Genomic DNA, 18429 nt, shown 5'->3' on the forward strand with positions numbered 1-18429 from the left:
CTCCCTTGTTTTCAGAAAGTAACGCTATCGGTCGGTGCGCGCAGAAAGAAATCCTCATCGGAGATTCACCTTATAAAAAAGCATATCCGCTTTGCAGATCATCGTTGTCGGCGAAAACGGAGAATCGTGCGATTCCGCCCCTTTCGAAATGTGCGGCAGGGGGGAAAGGTTCCAGCACCTTCCCCCTGCTTCGTACTCGCCCCGGCCGACGGTCAATTGAACCAACGCACGTAACAGAAATCCTGCCGATGAGGCAGCGCCGGGTTCTTCGGGAACATGCGAAATGCCATCTTGAAGCTCCCCGAATTCGACAGGCTGACTTTTCCTCTGAACGTAAAGAGATTCCCCTCCCGGCGTATCACTTCCAAGGGTTCGACGGCATAGAGCGTCTCCGTGCCGTCGTGCAACTGGCGGGTGGTGACCATCTCGATGCCGATGGCATCGTCCAACCCTCTTTCGTCGACGACGAAGGTGACATCATACTGTTTACCCGTTTCCATGCTACCCGCCACGAAGCCTTCCGTCTTTTCGGCCGAAACGATTCGGATTTGCTCCCACACGGCGGCGACCTGGGTTTTCCAAGCGGCGATTTCCTTCGCCTTGGCGAAACGATCCGCTGTCAATTCGCGGTTGCGGGCAGCCTCCTTGATGTAGAACTTCTCATAATAATCATCCAGCTGACGCTTCATCGTATAGTGCGGCGCCACCTGCGCGATCGAGTTCTTGATCGTCTTGATCCATTCTTCGGAATATCCTTGTTCGTTCCGTCGATAGTACAGAGGAACGATTTCGTTTTCGAGAAGGCTGTAGATGGTCGCCGCATCCAGTTGGTCCTGATGGTCCTGATTCTGATACGTACGTCGGTCGGTCAAGGCCCAGCCGGCTCCCTCTCGATAACCTTCGTACCACCAACCGTCTAACACGGAAAAATTGACCACGCCGTTCATCAAAGCTTTCTCACCCGAGGTTCCCGAGGCTTCTAAGGGGCGCGTGGGCGTGTTCATCCAGATGTCGACGCCCGAGACCAGGCGACGAGCCAGACGCATGTCGTAGTTCTCGAGAAAGATGATTTTGCCTAAAAACTCCGGACGGCGGGAAATCTCCACGATGCGCTTGATGAGCCCCTGCCCCGCCCCGTCGTGCGGATGCGCTTTCCCGGCGAAGAGGAATTGCACGGGACGTTCGGGATTGTTGACGATCTTGGCCAGACGGTCGAGATCGGTAAACAGCAAATGAGCACGTTTATAGGTGGCGAACCGGCGAGCGAAACCAATGAGCAAGGCATTCGGATTGATTTTCTCCATCAACGACACGATGCGCGAAGGATCGCCTTGATTCTTCAGCCAACTTTCCCGGAATTGCTTGCGGATATAATCCACCAATATCTTTTTCAGGGTGCACCGCGTTGCCCAAATCTCTTCGTCGGGCACCTCGTAGATTACTTCCCATATCTTTTCGTTCGATTCGTCCTGCCAGAACGAGGGGTCGAAGTGTCGGTCGTAAAGTTTCTTCCACTCCGTCGAGCTCCACGTCTCGAAATGCACGCCATTGGTGACATAGCCCACGTGGGTCTCTTCCGGGAAGTACCCTTTCCATATCCCGGAAAACATGCGCTGCGAGACCTTGCCGTGCAGCCAGCTGACGCCGTTCACCTCCTGCGAGGTATTGCAGGCGAAAGTAGACATGCAGAAGCGTTCGCTCGAATCGCCGGGATTGGTGCGGCCCAGATCCATCAAGTCCTGCCAGCTGATACCCATGCGCTGCGGATAACCGCTCATATACTTACCGAACAAGCCCTCGTCGAAGTAATCGTGGCCTGCAGGTACCGGCGTGTGGACGGTGTAGAGCGAAGAAGAACGCACCACCTCCATCGCTTCCTCGAAATTCAGGCCGCTTTCGACATATTCGCACAGACGCTCGACGTTGCAAAGGGCTGCGTGCCCCTCATTGCAATGATAAATATCCTGCTTGATGCCCAACTTGTTCAATAACAGCACGCCGCCGATGCCGAGCAGTATTTCCTGTTTCAACCGGTTCTCCCAATCGCCTCCGTAAAGCTGATGGGTGATCGGACGGTCGTACTCGCTGTTCATGTCGTTATCGGTATCCATCAGATACAAGGGGACGCGCCCCACGTTGACTTTCCACACGTTGACGTGAACGAAGTAATCCATATAGGGAACGTCCAAGACCATGGGCTGTCCGTTCCGATCGTTCACGCGTTCGATGGGCAGGCTTCCGAAATTCTGGGCTTCGTAATTGGCCACCTGCTGTCCGTCCATCGACAAGGATTGGGTAAAGTAACCGTACCGATAGAGGAAGCCGATGCCGCACATGTTCACGTTGCTGTCCGAAGCCTCCTTCATATAATCACCCGCTAAAATTCCCAAACCACCTGAATATATTTTCAGGACGTTGGTCAGTCCGTATTCCATGCAGAAGTATGCCACGGACGGGCGGGAACTGTCCGGCTGCACATCCATGTAGGCCTTGAACCGGGCATAGACGTCGTTTATGCGTTTTAAGATCGATTTGTCGGCGGCCAACGCCTGCAGCTTCTCGTAACTCAACCGTTCCAATAGGACGACCGGATTGCGGTCGGATTCTTTCCAGAGCTCTGGATCGAGATCTCTGAACAATTCGGTAGCTTCATAATTCCAAGCCCACCAGATGTTGCGAGACAATTCCTCCAACCTCCCGAGCTCGGCGGGGATGTGGGATTTCACCACCACCGACTGCCAAACGGGCGTATTCGCATTACTAATTTTGATTTTCATATCGCTCAACTGTAAAATAATGTCATTAATTCTTATGCTTCACTCGTCGCAGATGCGCCTTGTGCAAAGCGATGTCGTACGCATCGTAATAATAGGGTATGAAGTCTTTCCACAATGCTTTTTGGGACAAAGTCCAAGCATGTTTTCGGATTTGTCTGACCTCGTTTTTCGTCAACTGCGAAAAAGCGACGACAGATTCCTTTATCGTGTCTGCCACCTGGGAATAATTGTAGTCCGAACGGTGAACGACTTTCACCCCGTCCGTCAATTCCCCCGGCTTGCCCAATTCCTTATCCACCCAGCGTCCGAAGCCGGACAAGTCGGTCGTGAGGGTTGGAACTCGGAAAGCGATGCTCTCGAGGGGGGTGTATCCCCACGGCTCATAATAAGAAGGATACACGCTTAAATCATTGCCGATAATCACGTCGTAGTACGCCATGTTCAGTATGCTGTCTTTTCCGTCCAAATAGCAGGGAACAAAGATGACTTTTACGTTGGAATCGGCGGCATTCGACAGCCCCTTGTCCTTCATCATAGCCAAAACCTGATCGTGTTCCATATTATGCAACCAATGCGTAATACAGGGGCATTCGAGAGGAGTCATGAAGCATTCGTCACTCATGAGGCGCTGTTGCAGGTCTGCCCGGGGGTCGCTCACCCATCCGGGCACATGGATGAAGGCAAGTACGTTCTTCTTCAAGTCGTGTTCCTTCGTCAAGCGGCTCAGCGCTTCCAGATAGACGTCGATTCCCTTATTGTAAAATTCATATCTCCCACTCGTGCCGACGATGAGCGTATCGTCGTCCAACGAAACGCCCAATAATTTGTTTGCCAGATTCAGGACCGCCGCCCTGGCCTCCCCCCTTTTGTCGTCGAAGCTCTTTCCTTTGGCGACAAAGCTATCGTCGAAACCGTTCCTCAAGATTACGTCAGCCGGTTTATCGAGCAGTTCCTTGCATTCCCTGTCGGTAATATCGCTCACCGTGGTGAAACAATCCGCATAATGAGCCGTCTGTTTTTCGATCGAATGTTTCGATCGGACGTTCAGTTCCTCTGCCATCCGATCGCCGTCGTAGGCGAAAAGATAATCGTACAAGGGTTTGCGGTTGCATGCGATAGACCTGCCGACCGTAGTGGCATGCGTGGTAAACACGGTGGCTATTTCGGGAACATGCTTTTGGATATACAGCGCTCCCATACCCGTCATCCATTCGTTGGCATGGAAGATGACATTGGCAAACTCCGTCAAATTGAAGCGATAAAAACTTTCCGCCACTTTTCCCGCAGCGACTGCAAACATGCACGATTCGTCATAATCTCCGTAAGCGTGCAACGAGTCCACCTGAAAATCTTCCCACATCCGGGCATAGATCGTATCCTTCTCGACAAAAAGAGAACGGAAATCGACCAGAAAGACCACCGGATACCCCGGAACATTCCACCGTCCCGTCCTGACTTTTAATCCGTCGACCCGCCAAGCGTGCTCCCTCCATGCGGTCAGCAGATTCGTATCCTCTGCGAAGGTGGGGTTCATCTTCTTACCCCAAATATCCGGTCCGATAAAGAATATTCTATCCGTCAAAGCTTCCTGCAACGTTTTAGCTCTCGTCGATAAAACCGTATATATTCCACCTATCTTATTACATACCTCCCAACTGGTTTCAAAAATGTAATCGGGTGTCATCCATTCATTAGTCATTGATCCTCGTAGAAATTTATTGCAAAAGTAAATAAAACCTCCAACTTGCTCAAGCTTTAACCCATTTTTATGTTTACGGGAAAAGCCCGACCTGGCCTCCGATCCCGCGGCGACGAACGAGGCCTGCTACGCGGTGCTTCGGCTCCGGCAACGCTCAACGGATCACTCCCGCCCGAAGCGCTTCGCCTGTTCCCGGATCAAATCCTGATCATCGAAATAATTGATCCTCATGGCTCGGCGGACGTCACCCAGTGTCTGGGCAGCGGTTTCGCGAGCTGCCTCGCTTCCCTTCCTCAACATGTCGTATACGGCGGGAATATCCTTCTCGAACACCTTACGTCGTTCGCGAATCGGCGTCAATTCTTCCTGGAGTATGGCTGTCAGGAATTTCTTCACTTTCACATCGCCCAAACCTCCCCGTGTGTAATGAGCTTTCAGTGCCTCCAAATCAGGGTATTCGTTCAGATAACGTTCGAAATGTTCCGGTTTGCAGAACGCGTCCAAATAAGTAAATACAGCATTCCCCTCCAACCTTCCCGGATCGGAAACCTTCAGGTGAGTAGGATCCGTGTACATGCCCTTGACCTTTTCAGCCACCTCGTCGGCCGTATCGGAAAGATAAATGCAATTCCCTAACGATTTGCTCATCTTCGCCTTGCCGTCCGTTCCCGGCAGACGTCTGCTGGCAGTGCCGTCTGGGAGCAAAATCTCCGGTTCCACCAAGGTTTCCCCGTAAATATGGTTGAAACGACGGACAATTTCGCGAGTCTGCTCCAGCATCGGCTCCTGATCTTCCCCTACGGGAACGGTCGTCGCCTTAAAAGCAGTGATATCGGCAGCCTGACTGATGGGATAAGTAAAAAAGCCAACCGGAATGCTCGCCTCAAAGTGGCGCATCTGAATTTCCGTCTTGACCGTAGGATTACGTTGCAAGCGCGCTACCGTAACCAAGTCCATGTAATAAAAAGTCAGCTCACACAACTCCGGAATTTGAGATTGGATAAAGATGGTCGATTTGGCAGGGTCTATCCCACAGGCCAAATAATCCAACGCTACTTCTATCACGCTCTGTCGAACCTTTTCCGGCTCGTCGATATTGTCGGTCAGAGCCTGAGCGTCGGCAATAAAAATAAAAATCTTATCATACTCGTCCGCCTGCTGAAGCTCTACCCTCCTCCTCAGCGACCCCACATAATGACCGATGTGAAGACGGCCTGTAGGACGATCGCCGGTCAATATTATCTTTTTCTTTTCCATATCTATCCGAATTTGTGTGCGAAGATAACGCAAACCGAATGGAAAACCAAATTTATTTATTCCGAATCGGCAACGAACGAATTCGTATAAAATTAATTCGAGCAATATTTTGACATGTTCAAAATATGTGTTTACTTTGCGCAAACAAAATGACGATGTATCCCGAGAGAAAGAAAAAACCATACGAGGTAAATACGATGCGTTTATCCTTAAGGAGGATGGACGCTTTTTTTATTCCTTTCCATACATTGTGCAAGATGAACGCAATCAAATAAAATAATATTTCTGATGAAAAAAGATTTAAAGAAAGTATTGGTCTTAGGATCCGGTGCATTGAAGATCGGACAAGCCGGAGAATTCGACTATTCAGGATCACAAGCTCTCAAGGCTTTACGCGAAGAGGGCATCCATTCCGTACTGATCAATCCGAACATCGCTACCATTCAGACCACCGAGGGCATTGCCGACAAGGTTTATTTCCTACCCGTCACCCCTTATTTCGTCGAACGGATTATTGAAAAAGAACGTCCGGACGGCATACTGCTGGCCTTCGGTGGACAAACCGCACTGAACTGCGGAACGACTCTATATAAAGAAGGTATCCTCGACAAATACCAGGTTCAGGTTCTGGGTACTTCAGTCGAAGCAATCATGAATACGGAAGACCGTGAGCGCTTCGTCGGAGAATTGAACAAGATCCCGATGAAAACGCCGCGAAGCCATGCCGTAGAATCGATGGAAGAAGCAATAAAAGCAGCTCACGACTTGGGATTCCCCGTCATGATCCGTTCGGCTTACGCCTTAGGAGGACAAGGCAGCGGTATCAGCCAGCACGAAGAGCAATTCGAGGAATTGGCTGAAAGCGCATTCACTTTCTCGAATCAGATTCTGGTAGAAGAATCGTTGAAAGGTTGGAAAGAAATAGAATTCGAAGTCATCCGCGATGCGAACGATCATTGCTTTACCGTAGCGAGCATGGAAAACTTCGATCCGCTCGGCATTCATACCGGAGAATCCATCGTGGTGGCACCCACCTGCTCGTTGACACCCGAACAGGTGAAGCTGTTGCAAGAATTGTCCATTCGATGCGTCCGTCACTTGAACATCGTCGGCGAATGCAATATCCAATTCGCATTCCATGCAGAGACCAACGACTATCGGGTCATCGAAGTCAACGCTCGCCTAAGCCGTTCTTCCGCTTTGGCCTCCAAGGCCACCGGCTATCCGCTGGCTTTCGTCGCAGCGAAGATCGCATTGGGTTATACCCTCGATCAGATCGGCGAGATGGATACCCCGAACTCGGCCTACACGCCCCCACAATTAGATTACCTCATCTGTAAAATACCTCGCTGGGACTTAACGAAATTCGCGGGAGTATCGAGGAAGATCGGATCCAGTATGAAATCGGTCGGAGAAATCATGTCGATCGGACACTCGTTCGAAGAAGTCATCCAGAAAGGTCTCCGGATGATCGGGCAGGGGATGCACGGATTCGTGGGCAACGAACATATCCGATTCGAGAACCTGGACGAAGAATTGACCAACCCTACCGACTTACGCATTTTCGGTCTGGCTGCCGCCTTGGAAGCCGGCTATACCGTTCGCCACATCTGCGAACTCACGAAAATAGATCCATGGTTCATCGAGAGATTGAAAAACATCGTCGACTATAAGATAAAACTCTCTTCCTACCATTCGCTGGACGAATTGCCAGCCGAAGCCCTGAAACAAGCGAAAGCATTGGGATTCTCCGACTTCCAGATCGCCCGTTTCGTACTGAAACTCAAAGAGAACATGGAAAGCGGAAACTTAAAAGTCCGGGCACGCCGGAAAGAATTAGGGATTCTCCCGGCGGTCAAACGCATCAACACAGTGGCCTCAGAACACCCGGAGCTGACAAACTACCTGTACATGACTTACGGTACGGCGGGCTACGACGTCAACTATTACAAAAATATCCGCTCGGTGGTCGTACTCGGATCAGGCGCGTACCGCATCGGTTCGTCCGTGGAGTTCGACTGGTGCTCGGTCAATGCCACGAACACGGCCCGAAAGTTGGGATACAAAACCATTATGATCAACTACAACCCCGAGACAGTTTCGACCGACTACGACATGTGCGATCGCCTCTACTTCGATGAGCTCTCCTTCGAGCGGGTGATGGACGTAATCGATCTTGAAGAGCCAAGCGGGGTGATCGTATCCGTAGGTGGACAGATCCCCAACAACCTGGCGATGAAACTCTACCGGCAGTCCGTCCCCGTAGTTGGCACCTCCCCCGTCTCGATCGATCGTGCGGAGAACAGAAACAAATTCTCGGCCATGCTCGACCAGCTGGGAATCGATCAACCGGCTTGGCAGGAGCTGACGAGCATGAAAGAAATGGAAGAATTCGTGGCGCGCGTCGGCTATCCCGTGCTGGTGCGGCCGTCATACGTGCTCTCCGGAGCGGCCATGAACGTCTGCTACAATGAAGAGCAACTGAAGGAATACCTGCAGCTGGCCGTCGAAGTTTCGAAGGAATTTCCCGTGGTGGTCTCGCAATTCATGCAAGAGACGAAGGAACTCGAGTTCGACGGTGTGGCTCAGAACGGCGAGATCGTGGAATATGCCGTCTCCGAGCACATCGAATTCGCCGGCGTACACTCGGGCGACGCCACCCTCGTCTTCCCGGCTCAAAAGGTATACTTCGCTACCACAAGGCAGATCAAGCGAATCAGTCGGCAAATCGCGAAAGAGCTGAACATCTCCGGACCGTTCAACATCCAGTACCTCGCCAAGAACAACGAGGTCAAAGTGATCGAATGCAACCTCCGTGCCTCCCGCTCGTTCCCCTTCGTCTCGAAGATTCTCAAGCGGAACTTCATTGAGACCGCCACCCGCATCATGTTGAACGCTCCTTATGAAAAGCCCGACAAATCGGAATTCGACATCGACTGGATCGGCGTAAAAGCTTCGCAATTCAGCTTTGCAAGATTACACAACGCAGACCCAGTATTAGGCGTAGACATGTCGTCGACTGGCGAAGTTGGCTGCATGGGCGACGACTTTAACGAGGCGTTACTCAACGCACTGATTTCCGTCGGGCTCCGTATCCCGAAGAAGACGATCATGTTCTCCTCCGGACCGGCCAAATCGAAAGTCGATCTCTTGGAAGCGAGCCAGATGCTCGCCGAGCGCGGGTATGAGATCTATGCCACGAAAGGCACGGCGAAGTTCCTGCAAGCGCATGAGGTAAACGCCAAAGAGGTGTACTGGCCCGACGAGTGCCCCGACGCCGAAGAGAACGTGATGAAAATGATTGCAGAACATCGCTTCGAACTGATCGTCAATATCCCGAAGAACCAGACGAAGCGTGAACTGACCAACGGATACAAGATCCGCCGCGCCGCCATCGACCACAACATCTCGCTGATGACGAATGCCCGTTTGGCAAGCGCCTTCATCAATGCTTTCTGCACCATGGGCGTGGAAGACATCCAGATAAAGAGTTGGCAGGAATATAAATAAAAGCGCAACGGAAAACGTCCGCAAAGGCAACTCAAATCAGCCCAACGCAAGCGAATCGACGCATTGGTCACTCCGCACGATTGGGCAGGAGCGTATCAAGACAAGCGACTTTCTCCCTCCACGTATTGTTCGAGGAACAGGTTCTCCCCATCGAATACGGCATACGAATAACTCTCAATCCAATCGCCGACGATCATCATGCGGGCGGAATGCGTGAGCATCAAATCGAGCATAATATGGCGATGCCCATATATAAAAAAATTGATGTCGGGATGTGCTTTCAAATAGGCCTTTGAGAAGAGCACGAGCGATTCTTTGTCTTCTCCCTGGTACGGCGGTTCTTTACCGTTCTCCCGTTTTTCCCGACTGTGTTTAGCCCACTTCAGGCCGAATTCTACGCTCCACCGAGGATGCAATGTAGCGAACAGACGAATCAACGTTTTGTTATGGAACATCCAGCGCAGGAGCTTGAACTTCGAATCATCATCTCCTAATCCATCGCCGTGGGCAAGGAAGAATTCTTTTCCGTAAATCTCACACGTGAGCGAAGTGCGATGAAGGATGACGCCACACTCCTTCTCCAAATAGTCACCGCACCAAATATCGTGATTACCGGTAAAGAAATGCACTTCGACCCCCATGTCAGTCAGTTCGGAGATTTTCCCTAAAAAGCGGGTATACCCTTTCGGCACGACGAGCTTAAACTCGTACCAAAAGTCGAACATATCGCCTAAGAGGTATACGGCGGTGGCCTGGTACTTGATACTGTCGAGGAAATTCACCAGGCGGCGTTCCTGATTTCGGCCGTGAGCGATAGCCCGCGAGCCGAGGTGTGCATCCGAGAGAAAGTATACGTTCTTCATAAGCGTTTACATCAGGCCTAATTCCAACTTGGCCTCTTCATTCATCATGTCCTTATTCCACTCCGGCTCGAATACCAGGTTGACGGTAACTTGTCCGACTTCTTCGATCGAATTGACTTTCTGCCGGACATCTTCGATAATAAAATCGGCGGCCGGACAGTTCGGCGCCGTCATGGTCATATCCAATTCTACGGAATAATCATCCTTCACTTCAATCCGATAAATCAATCCCAAATCGTACACATCTACGGGGATCTCCGGGTCATATACCGTTTTCAACATCTTTACGACCTTCTCTTCCAAATCCAAACGCGTTTTCTCGTCCATATTTTTTCGATTACTTATGGCAAAGATAGTTATTTTTACAATCTCCCTTCATCCGCATAACTATAAAATTTGCCTTCGGCAAGAACGACATGATCGAGCAAACGGATGTTCATCACCTGCGAAGCCTTCATCAATCGGTCGGTCAAGTTATCGTCTTCTTTGCTCGGGCGAATGTTTCCCGAAGGATGATTGTGGCAGAGCACCATGGAAACCGCTCGCTTCAGCAAGGCCTCGCGCAAAACGCAACGGATGTCGACGGCAGTAGCCGCAATTCCTCCGACACTGATCCTGACCCGCTCTATGACCTTTGAGGCCTGGTCCAAAAGCAGCACCCAACACTCCTCGACAGGCGAGTCGCACAGCAGCGGATAGAAGATCTCGTAGATGTCCACTGCACTCCGAACAACCGTCCGTTTCCGAACGGCTTCTTCTTTACGGCGCTTGCCCACTTCCAGGGCTGCCAGAATGGAAATGGCCTTGGCCGGTCCGATACCTTTGTAAGCACACAACTCGTCGACGGAACATTTTCCCAATTCGTTCAGATTGTTATGGTAATCTCCCAAAATCTTCCGCATCAGTTCCACTGCCGATTCTTCTCCGTTCCCCGAGCCGATGAGAATGGCCAATAATTCAGCATTCGAAAGGGAGCAAATGCCGTGCGAGATCATCTTTTCACGGGGGCGATCCTCCTGCGCCCATTCTCGAATAGTCAGTCTCTCCATTACAGTCATTTCATTTAAATGAACGAAAAGCGTACACAGCGACAAATTCGCTATTTATAGAAATTTTCAGCAAAGGCTGAAAATTCGTCCTTTCCCCGTACGCAACGCTTCCACCATCCGCGGAGGAATCCCGTCCCGTACCCGATAAGCTGCACGAAGGACGCACCTACCGCCACAAGACCGATCTTCGCACTCTTATTGCGTGAGCTCGCGTCGACGAAAACGACCGAAGCAAAGAGCACGATGGGCAGCAAACTCCACCAGCAAAAGGCCGCCCCGAGCAAGAGCATCATCACCCCGACCGTAAAGGCGGCCGGCAACAGATGTACCCCTTTCAACGAATCGGGATATTTTTTGTACAGATTGATGCGAGCGATGCCAAAGTTATGCACCTGTTTAAAGAATTTTTTCAAGTCCGTCCGTCGTTTGTGCCATACCCACGCTTGCGGAAACAGTCGACAACGATAGCCACCTTGAAGAATTCGGATGCTGAAGTCGATATCCTCGCCGAAACGCATCTTCGAGAACCCTCCCAAGGCATTGTATACATCCGCACGAACTCCCATATTGAAGCTTCGGGGATAAAACCGATCCAATTTCTTTTCTCCTCCACGAATACCACCGGTGGTAAAGAACGAAGTCATGGCATAATTGATCGCCTTCTGCATATCGGAAAAGGACATATGAGCTCGGTCAGGTCCGCCGAAAGCATCGACTGGATCATGTTGCAAGGCGTCTTCGACGGCTTTCAGGTAATCGGGAGGAAGGATGCAGTCCGAATCCAAGATAAGGAGGTACTCGCCTTGAGCCTTCATAGCCCCGAAATTCCGAGTCTGTCCGGGGCCGGAATTCGGCTTATAGAAATAACGAATCTTCAACGTTGAAGTATAGGCCTCCGCTACCGCACCGCACGGCACGTCAGACCCATCTTCTACGAGGATCACTTCAAAATCGCGGACAGTCTGTCGCGTCAGGCTGTTCAACAATTCTTCCACCTCATCGGGACGATTGTAAACAGGAATGATAAAGGAATACTTCATAGGCGGTCAAGTCGTTTCGGGTTTTCAACAAGCAAACATCTATCTCCCCACAAAGAAATAAAAAAAAGGCGGAGCGAGCAAGCGTTCCACCTTAATTTATCCTGTTTGCACGATCTTATCTCACACGGCCTACATAAGAACCGTCGCGCGTATCGATTTCTATCGTTTCCCCTTCGTTGATGAATAAAGGTACCCGAACTTCCGCACCACACTCGACCTTGGCGGGCTTCAACGTATTCGTGGCCGTGTCGCCTCTGAGGCCGGGTTCCGTATAGACGACTTTTTGCCGTATCTTCACGGGCAAATCGACAAACAACACCGTTTCGGTGGAAGCGTCGGAAACCACATCCACGATATAACCCTCCAAAAGGAAGTCTACCCCATTGATTATCTTTCCCGAAATAGGAACCTGGTCGAATGTTTCCTGATTCATAAAAATATAGTCCTCTCCATCCTTATAAAGGAACTGATACGGCCGACGTTCCACACGCACATCTTCCAATTTTTCGCCAATATTGAAGCGGCGCTCCAGCACATAGCCCTCCACTACATCTTTCAGTTTGGTACGCATAAAGGTGTTGCCTTTACCGGGCTTCACATGAAGGAAATCAATGCAGAAATACAACTTCCCGTCCATACGGATAGCTGTTCCGATCTTAATGTCTTGAGCGTTAATCATACTTTTTATTTTAATTATCTGTCATTTCCAATCAGTCGCCAACGAATCGTTGACACAGCAAAGACAGCACGATTGGAGTATCCCCCAAGAGGTTGCGCACTTTTATGCCGCAACATGGTTCGTACGGTAATTTGCGCAGGCAAAATTAATGCAAAGGAAGAGAAAACACAAAAAGATTTCAGCAAAAAAGAAACAAAACTTTGTTTATTTCAAAAAAGTACGTAATTTTGCCATCCGTAATTTCGATTGAAAACAATAAATAGTATATTGACATGAAAAGAACATTCCAACCTTCTAACAGAAAGCGAAAGAACAAGCACGGCTTCCGGGAGAGAATGGCGACGGCCAACGGGCGCCGCGTGTTGGCGAGCCGTCGTGCTAAAGGACGCAAGAAATTAACGGTTTCCGACGAAACTCACGGGAAATAATCCCCCGATAAAAGACCCAGAGAAGCTGATTTCAACATGGATGTGAAATCAGCTTTTTTCGTCTTTTCCAGCAGAAGATATGCCTCAGCGAAACGAAAAGGTGGAAAGAAAATAGATTTATTCCGAGAATTAAATATCTTTGCATCAATAAGATTTTACCCTATATGAAAGACAATAAGACCTTAAAACTGATCCCCGTCATATTCTGCTTCTTCGCCATGGGCTTCGTGGATCTGGTAGGAATCGCTTCGAATTACGTAAAGGAGAACTTGAACCTAAGCGATTCCTCCGCCAATGTTTTTCCTTCGCTCGTTTTTTTCTGGTTTCTTATTTTCTCGGTCCCGACAGGTATGTTGATGAACCGGATCGGACGGAAGAAAACCGTATTGGTGAGTTTGGCGGTTACCATCGTTTCCCTGCTGTTGCCCATCTTCGGAGAGACCTATGGGCTGATGCTCGTCTCGTTTTCTCTGTTAGGCATCGGCAATACACTGATGCAGACTTCTCTGAATCCGCTCATTTCCAACATCATCACGGGCGACCGTTTGGCCAGTACATTAACTTTCGGGCAGTTCGTAAAAGCCATCGCCTCGTTCATGGCTCCGCTTATCGCCGCATGGGGCGCTCAGGCCAGCATTCCCGCTTCGGGCTTGGGTTGGCGCATCTTGTTTCCTATCTACACGACGATCGGCATCCTGGCCTCCATTCTCTTGTCCGTTACGTCGATTAAAGAAAAAGAGCCGACCGACAAGGCATCTACGTTCGCCGAATGTTTCAAGCTCTTGGGCAAACCCATCGTACTACTCTCTTTCCTCGGCATCATGTGTCACGTAGGTATCGACGTGGGCACGAACACCACCGCCCCGAAACTCTTAATGGAAAAGGTAGGCATGTCGCTGAACGAAGCCGCCTTCGCAACGACCGTTTACTTCATCTTCAGAACTATCGGATGCCTGTTTGGCTCGTACGCCCTGACCCGATTCAGTCATAAAAGATTTTTCCTGTTCAGCGTCCTGATCATGGGCGTCGCCATGTTGTTGATGATTGGTGCGAGTCACCACCTGCTGCTTTATGTAGCTTTCGCCCTGGTAGGCTTCGGCAATTCGAACGTATTCTCCATCATTTTCTCGGAAGCCTTGCTCTCCGTTCCGGAAAAACAAAACGAAGTCTCCGGCCTGATGATCATGGGACTTTTCGGCGGAACTGTCTTCCCCCTGATCATGGGCTTTGCAAGCGATGCCCTCGGGCAGGCTGGCGCGGTACTCGTCATGATCGCCGGCGTAATCTATTTGCTCTATTACATGAATAAAATCGATAAATAACCATGATCAAAGACAATTTAGTAATCGGCTTGGGCGAAATATTATGGGACGTCTTACCCGAGGGGAAAAAATTGGGAGGCGCTCCGGCGAACTTCGCATACCATGCCTCGCAATTCGGTTTAAACGCCATGGCTGTCAGCGCGATCGGACAGGACCCGTTAGGCGACGAAACCCTTCGGGCGCTCGAAAGCAAAGGACTGGATTATTATATCGAGCGGATCGAATACCCGACGGGAACAGTCCAAGTAAGACTCGACGCAAACGGCATCCCTCACTATGAAATCAAAGAAGGGGTGGCATGGGATAACATCCCTTACACTGACAGCATGAAGCAACTTGCCCAACATTGCCGGGCAGTCTGCTTCGGTTCGCTGGCGCAACGGAACAACATCTCTCGCAGAACGATCGCCAAATTCCTCGACACCATGCCGGAAGATCGCGAACAACTGAAGATCTTCGACATCAATCTCCGACAAGAGTTCTATTCCGAGGAGGTGATCGATGCTTCGCTCAGGAGATGCAATGTACTCAAGATTAACGAAGAAGAAATCATGCAGGTAAAGACGTTATTCGAATGGGAAGAAACCGGCTTCGAAACCGTCTGTCGAAAACTCCTCGAGAGGTACGGTCTGAAGATGGTCATCCTCACCTGCGGCGTAAACGGAAGCTACGTCTTTATGCCTCGCTTCACTTCTTTCCAACCTACGCCTCACGTGAAAGTGGCCGATACAGTCGGAGCTGGCGATTCCTTCACGGGAGCTTTCACCGCTGCCATCATGAATAATCTCCCCATAACGGAAGCCCATGAGCTGGCGGTAAAGGTATCAGCGTACGTTTGCACGCAGCAAGGAGCCATGCCGAAGATCCCAGAAGCGTTGAGGAAATTCGCCAAATAAGAGCAATTTTTCTGTGCCGCACAAAGAAATTCGGTTGCGTCAGCCACAATGCACCTATCATCGAAAAGAGGAAGGTGTGTCTAAATGCCCCTCCTTCGCCGAGGCCTGAAAGCAAATTTAGACACCGGCAAACATTATTCCCGGATCCTCGGTACTCCGCAGCGGAAAAACAAATTATTTCCCGACCGCCGGACGCTCTGCAACAGCTCCCCTACAAAGGGCGACAGCTTTAAAAAGCAATTGGACTTCCATCTTGGACCAGGTGAGCTCTTCTTGAGAGAAGAGGGATTGTTCGAATCACGAACATCCCGGTTATTTCACCGGCGTATTCTCTAACGTAGCTATCAGGAAGTTGTAAAAATACGGTACGCTGGCTATCAGACAGCGCTCGTTGGGGGTATGCGGCGACTCTAACGTCGGTCCGAAAGAGATCATATCCAATCCCGGCATGATGGCTCCAATAATGCCACATTCCAAACCGGCATGGATCACTTTGACCGAAGCCTCCTTGCCGAATTGCTTTTTATAAGCCTCCCTCATAGCTTTTAGGATAGGGCTCTTCACGTCGGGTTCCCAGCCGCCGTAAGCGCCCGAGAACTGCACCTTCATGCCCGCCATACGGAAGGTAGCCGCAATGCTCTGAGCCATGTAATCCTTCATGCTGTCGCGCGAGCTGCGAGTCAGGAATTTCACCGAAACCCGACCATCCTTCACATTCACGATAGCCAAATTCGAAGAAGTCTCCACCGTATCGGGAACGGTAGGGATATAACGGAGCACGCCATTCGGGCAGGCCAAGATCGCATCAATGATATTATCTGAGATCTCCTGCGGGACACCTTTCTCAGGAGTTTCGATGGGTTCAACAGTTAACGTAATCTCGTTTTCCGTTTCTTTAAATTCTTCGCTCCAGACTCGAGCGCAAGCTTCGGCCGTTTTCTCGACGGCACTCACCTGATTCTCGTCGAGAGTAATCACCGCTTCCGCTTCCCGAGGGATAGAATTACGCATATTTCCGCCGTCCCAACTTACCAAGCAAATACCGTTCTCCGCCGCTACCCGATTCAGGAAACGGGCCATCAGCTTATTCGCATTTGCCCTGCCCTGATTGATTTCCATACCGGAGTGTCCGCCACGCGGTCCTTTCAGCGTAACGTTCAAAGCGATTTTCTTCTTGTCCACAGGTGTTTCTTTATACTCCATCGTACAGGTTATATCGATACCTCCTGCACAGCCGATATACAATTCTCCTTCCGTTTCCGAATCGAGATTCAACAGGATATCGCCCTCCACCGTTCCCGGCTTCAGGCCGAAAGCGCCGAACATCCCCGTCTCCTCGTCGGCAGTAATCAAGGCTTGCAAGGGACCGTGCTTCAGCGTTTTATCTTCCATAATAGCCATAATGGCAGCCACCCCCATACCGTCGTCGGCGCCTAACGTCGTTCCGTTGGCATAAAGCCATTCACCGTCGATGACCGTCTCGATCGGATCCTTTTCAAAATCGTGCACTTTCTCTTTATTCTTCTGCGGAACCATATCCATGTGAGCCTGCAGGATCACAGCCTTCCGATTTTCCATCCCCGGATAAGCTGGTTTTTTGTATACCACATTTCCCGCATCATCTTTAAAAGAGATTACGTGGATCTTCTTTCCGTAATCCAGCAAGAATTTTTGAATTTGCTCCAAATGTCCCGACGGACGCGGTACTTGCGACAATTCATGAAAATGTTTCCACACATTTTGTGGAGCGAGGTTAAGGATTGAATTCATCATGTTTTTTGTTTTTAATATGATTAGTAAAAGGTAAAGCTATCATCGCATATACGCCCAGCAAAATTACCGAAAAGGTTTGTATTCCGTGCACGATCAAGGCAAAAATTCCGGCCTCTTCCTTCCCTACTCCATATAACACAAGCATGGTGATAACGGCGAAATGCCAGGGGCCCGCCCCGTTGGGCGTAGGTACTACGACTGCTATCGATCCGACGACAAATATCAGCAGCACGGCCGTGAGGCCTAACTGATCGGTAAACGGAAAGCAAAAGACGGTCACATAGAATTGCAGAAAATAACCAAGCCAAATCCCAACGGTGTAGAGGAAGAATAAAGGCAGCCGCTTTACGTGTTTCAACGAGAGGATACCCTCTCGAATATTAATCAGAATACCTTTCAACTTTCCAAAAACAGTTAGCTTGCGCAGCATGAAATACAGCAGCAGCAAAACGGCCGAGACGCTCAGCAAAATGATATAAAAACCGGGAGAAGTGAGCATCTCTTCGAGGGTAGAAGCATTCGTCCCCGTTTTCGCGAAGAACGACACAAATGCAGTCGCCTGAAGCGATACCGCCAAACCAGTGATCAGCAAAATGCAAGCCGTATCGATCAAGCGTTCCGTAACGACGGTTCCCAACGACTTCGAAAAAGAAGTTCCGTCGTATTTATGCAATACTCCGCAACGCGAAATTTCCCCGACACGGGGAATGACTAAATTCGCCGCGTACGAAAAGAATATCGCATAAATGCAATTATTCGTTCGGGGATATTCGTTGAGAGGAGCCAATGTCAACTTCCACCGCAACCCGCGGAGGACGTGACTCCACACACCGAAAAGCAGGGACAAGAGCATCCAGCTCCAATTCATCCCCGATTCCATCAACGTCCATATCGAAGAGAAATCAAAGTCCCGGTACATCCACCACAGAATACTCCCTCCCAAGATCAATGGAAGCAGTATCTGCAAGCCATATTTCGCTGTCTGTCCAAACGTTACCACGAGTTATCGCCTCCTTCATCGACATTTCGACCGATTTTTCGAAGAGTGATGTCCAAATTCCTCAGATTTATATTATCTTTGCACGAAATCTTCTTGCAAAGATAGTTTCTTAAAAGAAATATTGATTATTTAATTG

At 50.0% G+C, this 18429-nt stretch carries 14 protein-coding genes; 4 read left to right on the forward strand and 10 right to left on the reverse strand.

The window, feature by feature from the left end:
* Positions 1 to 212 precede the first annotated feature (212 nt).
* The 3 genes from glgP to trpS all read right to left on the reverse strand — a co-directional run bounded on the left by glgP (position 213) and on the right by trpS (position 5733).
* Positions 213 to 2777 carry an alpha-glucan family phosphorylase gene (glgP, locus tag BN102_RS06780; protein ID WP_019208363.1) on the reverse strand — a complete coding sequence of 855 codons (2565 nt, stop codon included), beginning with the start codon at positions 2775 to 2777 and terminating at the stop codon, positions 213 to 215.
* Positions 2778 to 2802: 25 nt separating this feature from the next.
* Positions 2803 to 4476, reverse strand: coding sequence for a glycogen/starch synthase (locus BN102_RS06785; protein WP_019208364.1), 1674 nt, complete (start codon positions 4474 to 4476; stop codon positions 2803 to 2805).
* Positions 4477 to 4638: 162 nt separating this feature from the next.
* Positions 4639 to 5733, reverse strand: coding sequence for a tryptophan--tRNA ligase (gene trpS / locus BN102_RS06790; protein ID WP_019208365.1), 1095 nt, complete (start codon positions 5731 to 5733; stop codon positions 4639 to 4641).
* A 288-nt stretch (positions 5734 to 6021) separates the two neighbouring features.
* Between trpS and carB the strand changes: the two genes are divergently transcribed.
* Positions 6022 to 9243 carry a carbamoyl-phosphate synthase (glutamine-hydrolyzing) large subunit gene (gene carB, locus BN102_RS06795; RefSeq protein ID WP_019208367.1) on the forward strand — a complete coding sequence of 1074 codons (3222 nt, stop codon included), beginning with the start codon at positions 6022 to 6024 and terminating at the stop codon, positions 9241 to 9243.
* Positions 9244 to 9338: 95 nt separating this feature from the next.
* Here carB and BN102_RS06800 read toward each other — a convergent pair whose 3' ends face one another.
* The 5 genes from BN102_RS06800 to efp form a co-directional block, all read right to left on the reverse strand.
* The gene (locus BN102_RS06800; RefSeq protein WP_019208368.1) at positions 9339 to 10106 is read right to left on the reverse strand and encodes a UDP-2,3-diacylglucosamine diphosphatase; all 768 of its coding nucleotides are present in this window, start codon (positions 10104 to 10106) and stop codon (positions 9339 to 9341) included.
* Positions 10107 to 10112: 6 nt separating this feature from the next.
* Positions 10113 to 10433, reverse strand: a complete 321-nt coding sequence (locus tag BN102_RS06805; protein ID WP_019208369.1) for an iron-sulfur cluster assembly protein — start codon at positions 10431 to 10433, stop codon at positions 10113 to 10115.
* A 35-nt stretch (positions 10434 to 10468) separates the two neighbouring features.
* Positions 10469 to 11155, reverse strand: a complete 687-nt coding sequence (radC, locus tag BN102_RS06810) for a RadC family protein (RefSeq protein ID WP_019208370.1) — start codon at positions 11153 to 11155, stop codon at positions 10469 to 10471.
* Between the two features lie 50 nt (positions 11156 to 11205).
* Positions 11206 to 12195, reverse strand: coding sequence for a glycosyltransferase family 2 protein (locus BN102_RS06815; RefSeq protein ID WP_019208371.1), 990 nt, complete (start codon positions 12193 to 12195; stop codon positions 11206 to 11208).
* A gap of 115 nt (positions 12196 to 12310) precedes the next feature.
* Positions 12311 to 12874 carry an elongation factor P gene (gene efp / locus BN102_RS06820; protein ID WP_019208372.1) on the reverse strand — a complete coding sequence of 188 codons (564 nt, stop codon included), beginning with the start codon at positions 12872 to 12874 and terminating at the stop codon, positions 12311 to 12313.
* A gap of 272 nt (positions 12875 to 13146) precedes the next feature.
* Between efp and rpmH the strand changes: the two genes are divergently transcribed.
* From rpmH to BN102_RS06835, 3 genes are all read left to right on the forward strand, one after another.
* Positions 13147 to 13302 carry a 50S ribosomal protein L34 gene (gene rpmH, locus BN102_RS06825; RefSeq protein ID WP_019208374.1) on the forward strand — a complete coding sequence of 52 codons (156 nt, stop codon included), beginning with the start codon at positions 13147 to 13149 and terminating at the stop codon, positions 13300 to 13302.
* Positions 13303 to 13466: 164 nt separating this feature from the next.
* Complete coding sequence (locus BN102_RS06830; RefSeq protein WP_019208375.1) at positions 13467 to 14624, forward strand: MFS transporter; 1158 nt, start codon at positions 13467 to 13469, stop codon at positions 14622 to 14624.
* A 2-nt stretch (positions 14625 to 14626) separates the two neighbouring features.
* Complete coding sequence (locus tag BN102_RS06835) at positions 14627 to 15520, forward strand: carbohydrate kinase family protein (protein WP_019208376.1); 894 nt, start codon at positions 14627 to 14629, stop codon at positions 15518 to 15520.
* Between the two features lie 312 nt (positions 15521 to 15832).
* On the opposite strand, the gene BN102_RS06840 is transcribed toward BN102_RS06835, so the two are convergent.
* A complete protein-coding gene (locus tag BN102_RS06840; protein WP_036787660.1) occupies positions 15833 to 17290 on the reverse strand; it encodes an aminoacyl-histidine dipeptidase in 1458 nt (485 codons plus the stop codon).
* Entirely contained in the window at positions 17274 to 18293 is a 1020-nt protein-coding gene (locus tag BN102_RS06845; RefSeq protein WP_036787584.1) for a lysylphosphatidylglycerol synthase transmembrane domain-containing protein, read from the reverse strand. Before BN102_RS06845 ends, BN102_RS06840 begins: the two co-directional genes overlap by 17 nt.
* Between the last annotated feature and the right edge of the window lie 136 nt (positions 18294 to 18429).

It is taken from the genome of Phocaeicola abscessus CCUG 55929, from assembly GCF_000312445.1.
In the GTDB taxonomy this organism is placed as follows: Bacteria; Bacteroidota; Bacteroidia; order Bacteroidales; family Bacteroidaceae; genus Phocaeicola; species Phocaeicola abscessus.

Excerpts from the sequence above, each read along its gene's own strand:
- glgP (WP_019208363.1), bottom strand. The coding sequence starts at position 2,777 with ATGAAAATCAAAATTAGTAATGCGAATACGCCCGTTTGGCAGTCGGTG.
- BN102_RS06785 (WP_019208364.1), bottom strand. The coding sequence starts at position 4,476 with ATGACTAATGAATGGATGACACCCGATTACATTTTTGAAACCAGTTGG.
- trpS (WP_019208365.1), bottom strand. The coding sequence starts at position 5,733 with ATGGAAAAGAAAAAGATAATATTGACCGGCGATCGTCCTACAGGCCGT.
- carB (WP_019208367.1), top strand. The coding sequence starts at position 6,022 with ATGAAAAAAGATTTAAAGAAAGTATTGGTCTTAGGATCCGGTGCATTG.
- BN102_RS06800 (WP_019208368.1), bottom strand. The coding sequence starts at position 10,106 with ATGAAGAACGTATACTTTCTCTCGGATGCACACCTCGGCTCGCGGGCT.
- BN102_RS06805 (WP_019208369.1), bottom strand. The coding sequence starts at position 10,433 with ATGGACGAGAAAACGCGTTTGGATTTGGAAGAGAAGGTCGTAAAGATG.
- radC (WP_019208370.1), bottom strand. The coding sequence starts at position 11,155 with ATGGAGAGACTGACTATTCGAGAATGGGCGCAGGAGGATCGCCCCCGT.
- BN102_RS06815 (WP_019208371.1), bottom strand. The coding sequence starts at position 12,195 with ATGAAGTATTCCTTTATCATTCCTGTTTACAATCGTCCCGATGAGGTG.
- efp (WP_019208372.1), bottom strand. The coding sequence starts at position 12,874 with ATGATTAACGCTCAAGACATTAAGATCGGAACAGCTATCCGTATGGAC.
- rpmH (WP_019208374.1), top strand. The coding sequence starts at position 13,147 with ATGAAAAGAACATTCCAACCTTCTAACAGAAAGCGAAAGAACAAGCAC.
- BN102_RS06830 (WP_019208375.1), top strand. The coding sequence starts at position 13,467 with ATGAAAGACAATAAGACCTTAAAACTGATCCCCGTCATATTCTGCTTC.
- BN102_RS06835 (WP_019208376.1), top strand. The coding sequence starts at position 14,627 with ATGATCAAAGACAATTTAGTAATCGGCTTGGGCGAAATATTATGGGAC.
- BN102_RS06840 (WP_036787660.1), bottom strand. The coding sequence starts at position 17,290 with ATGAATTCAATCCTTAACCTCGCTCCACAAAATGTGTGGAAACATTTT.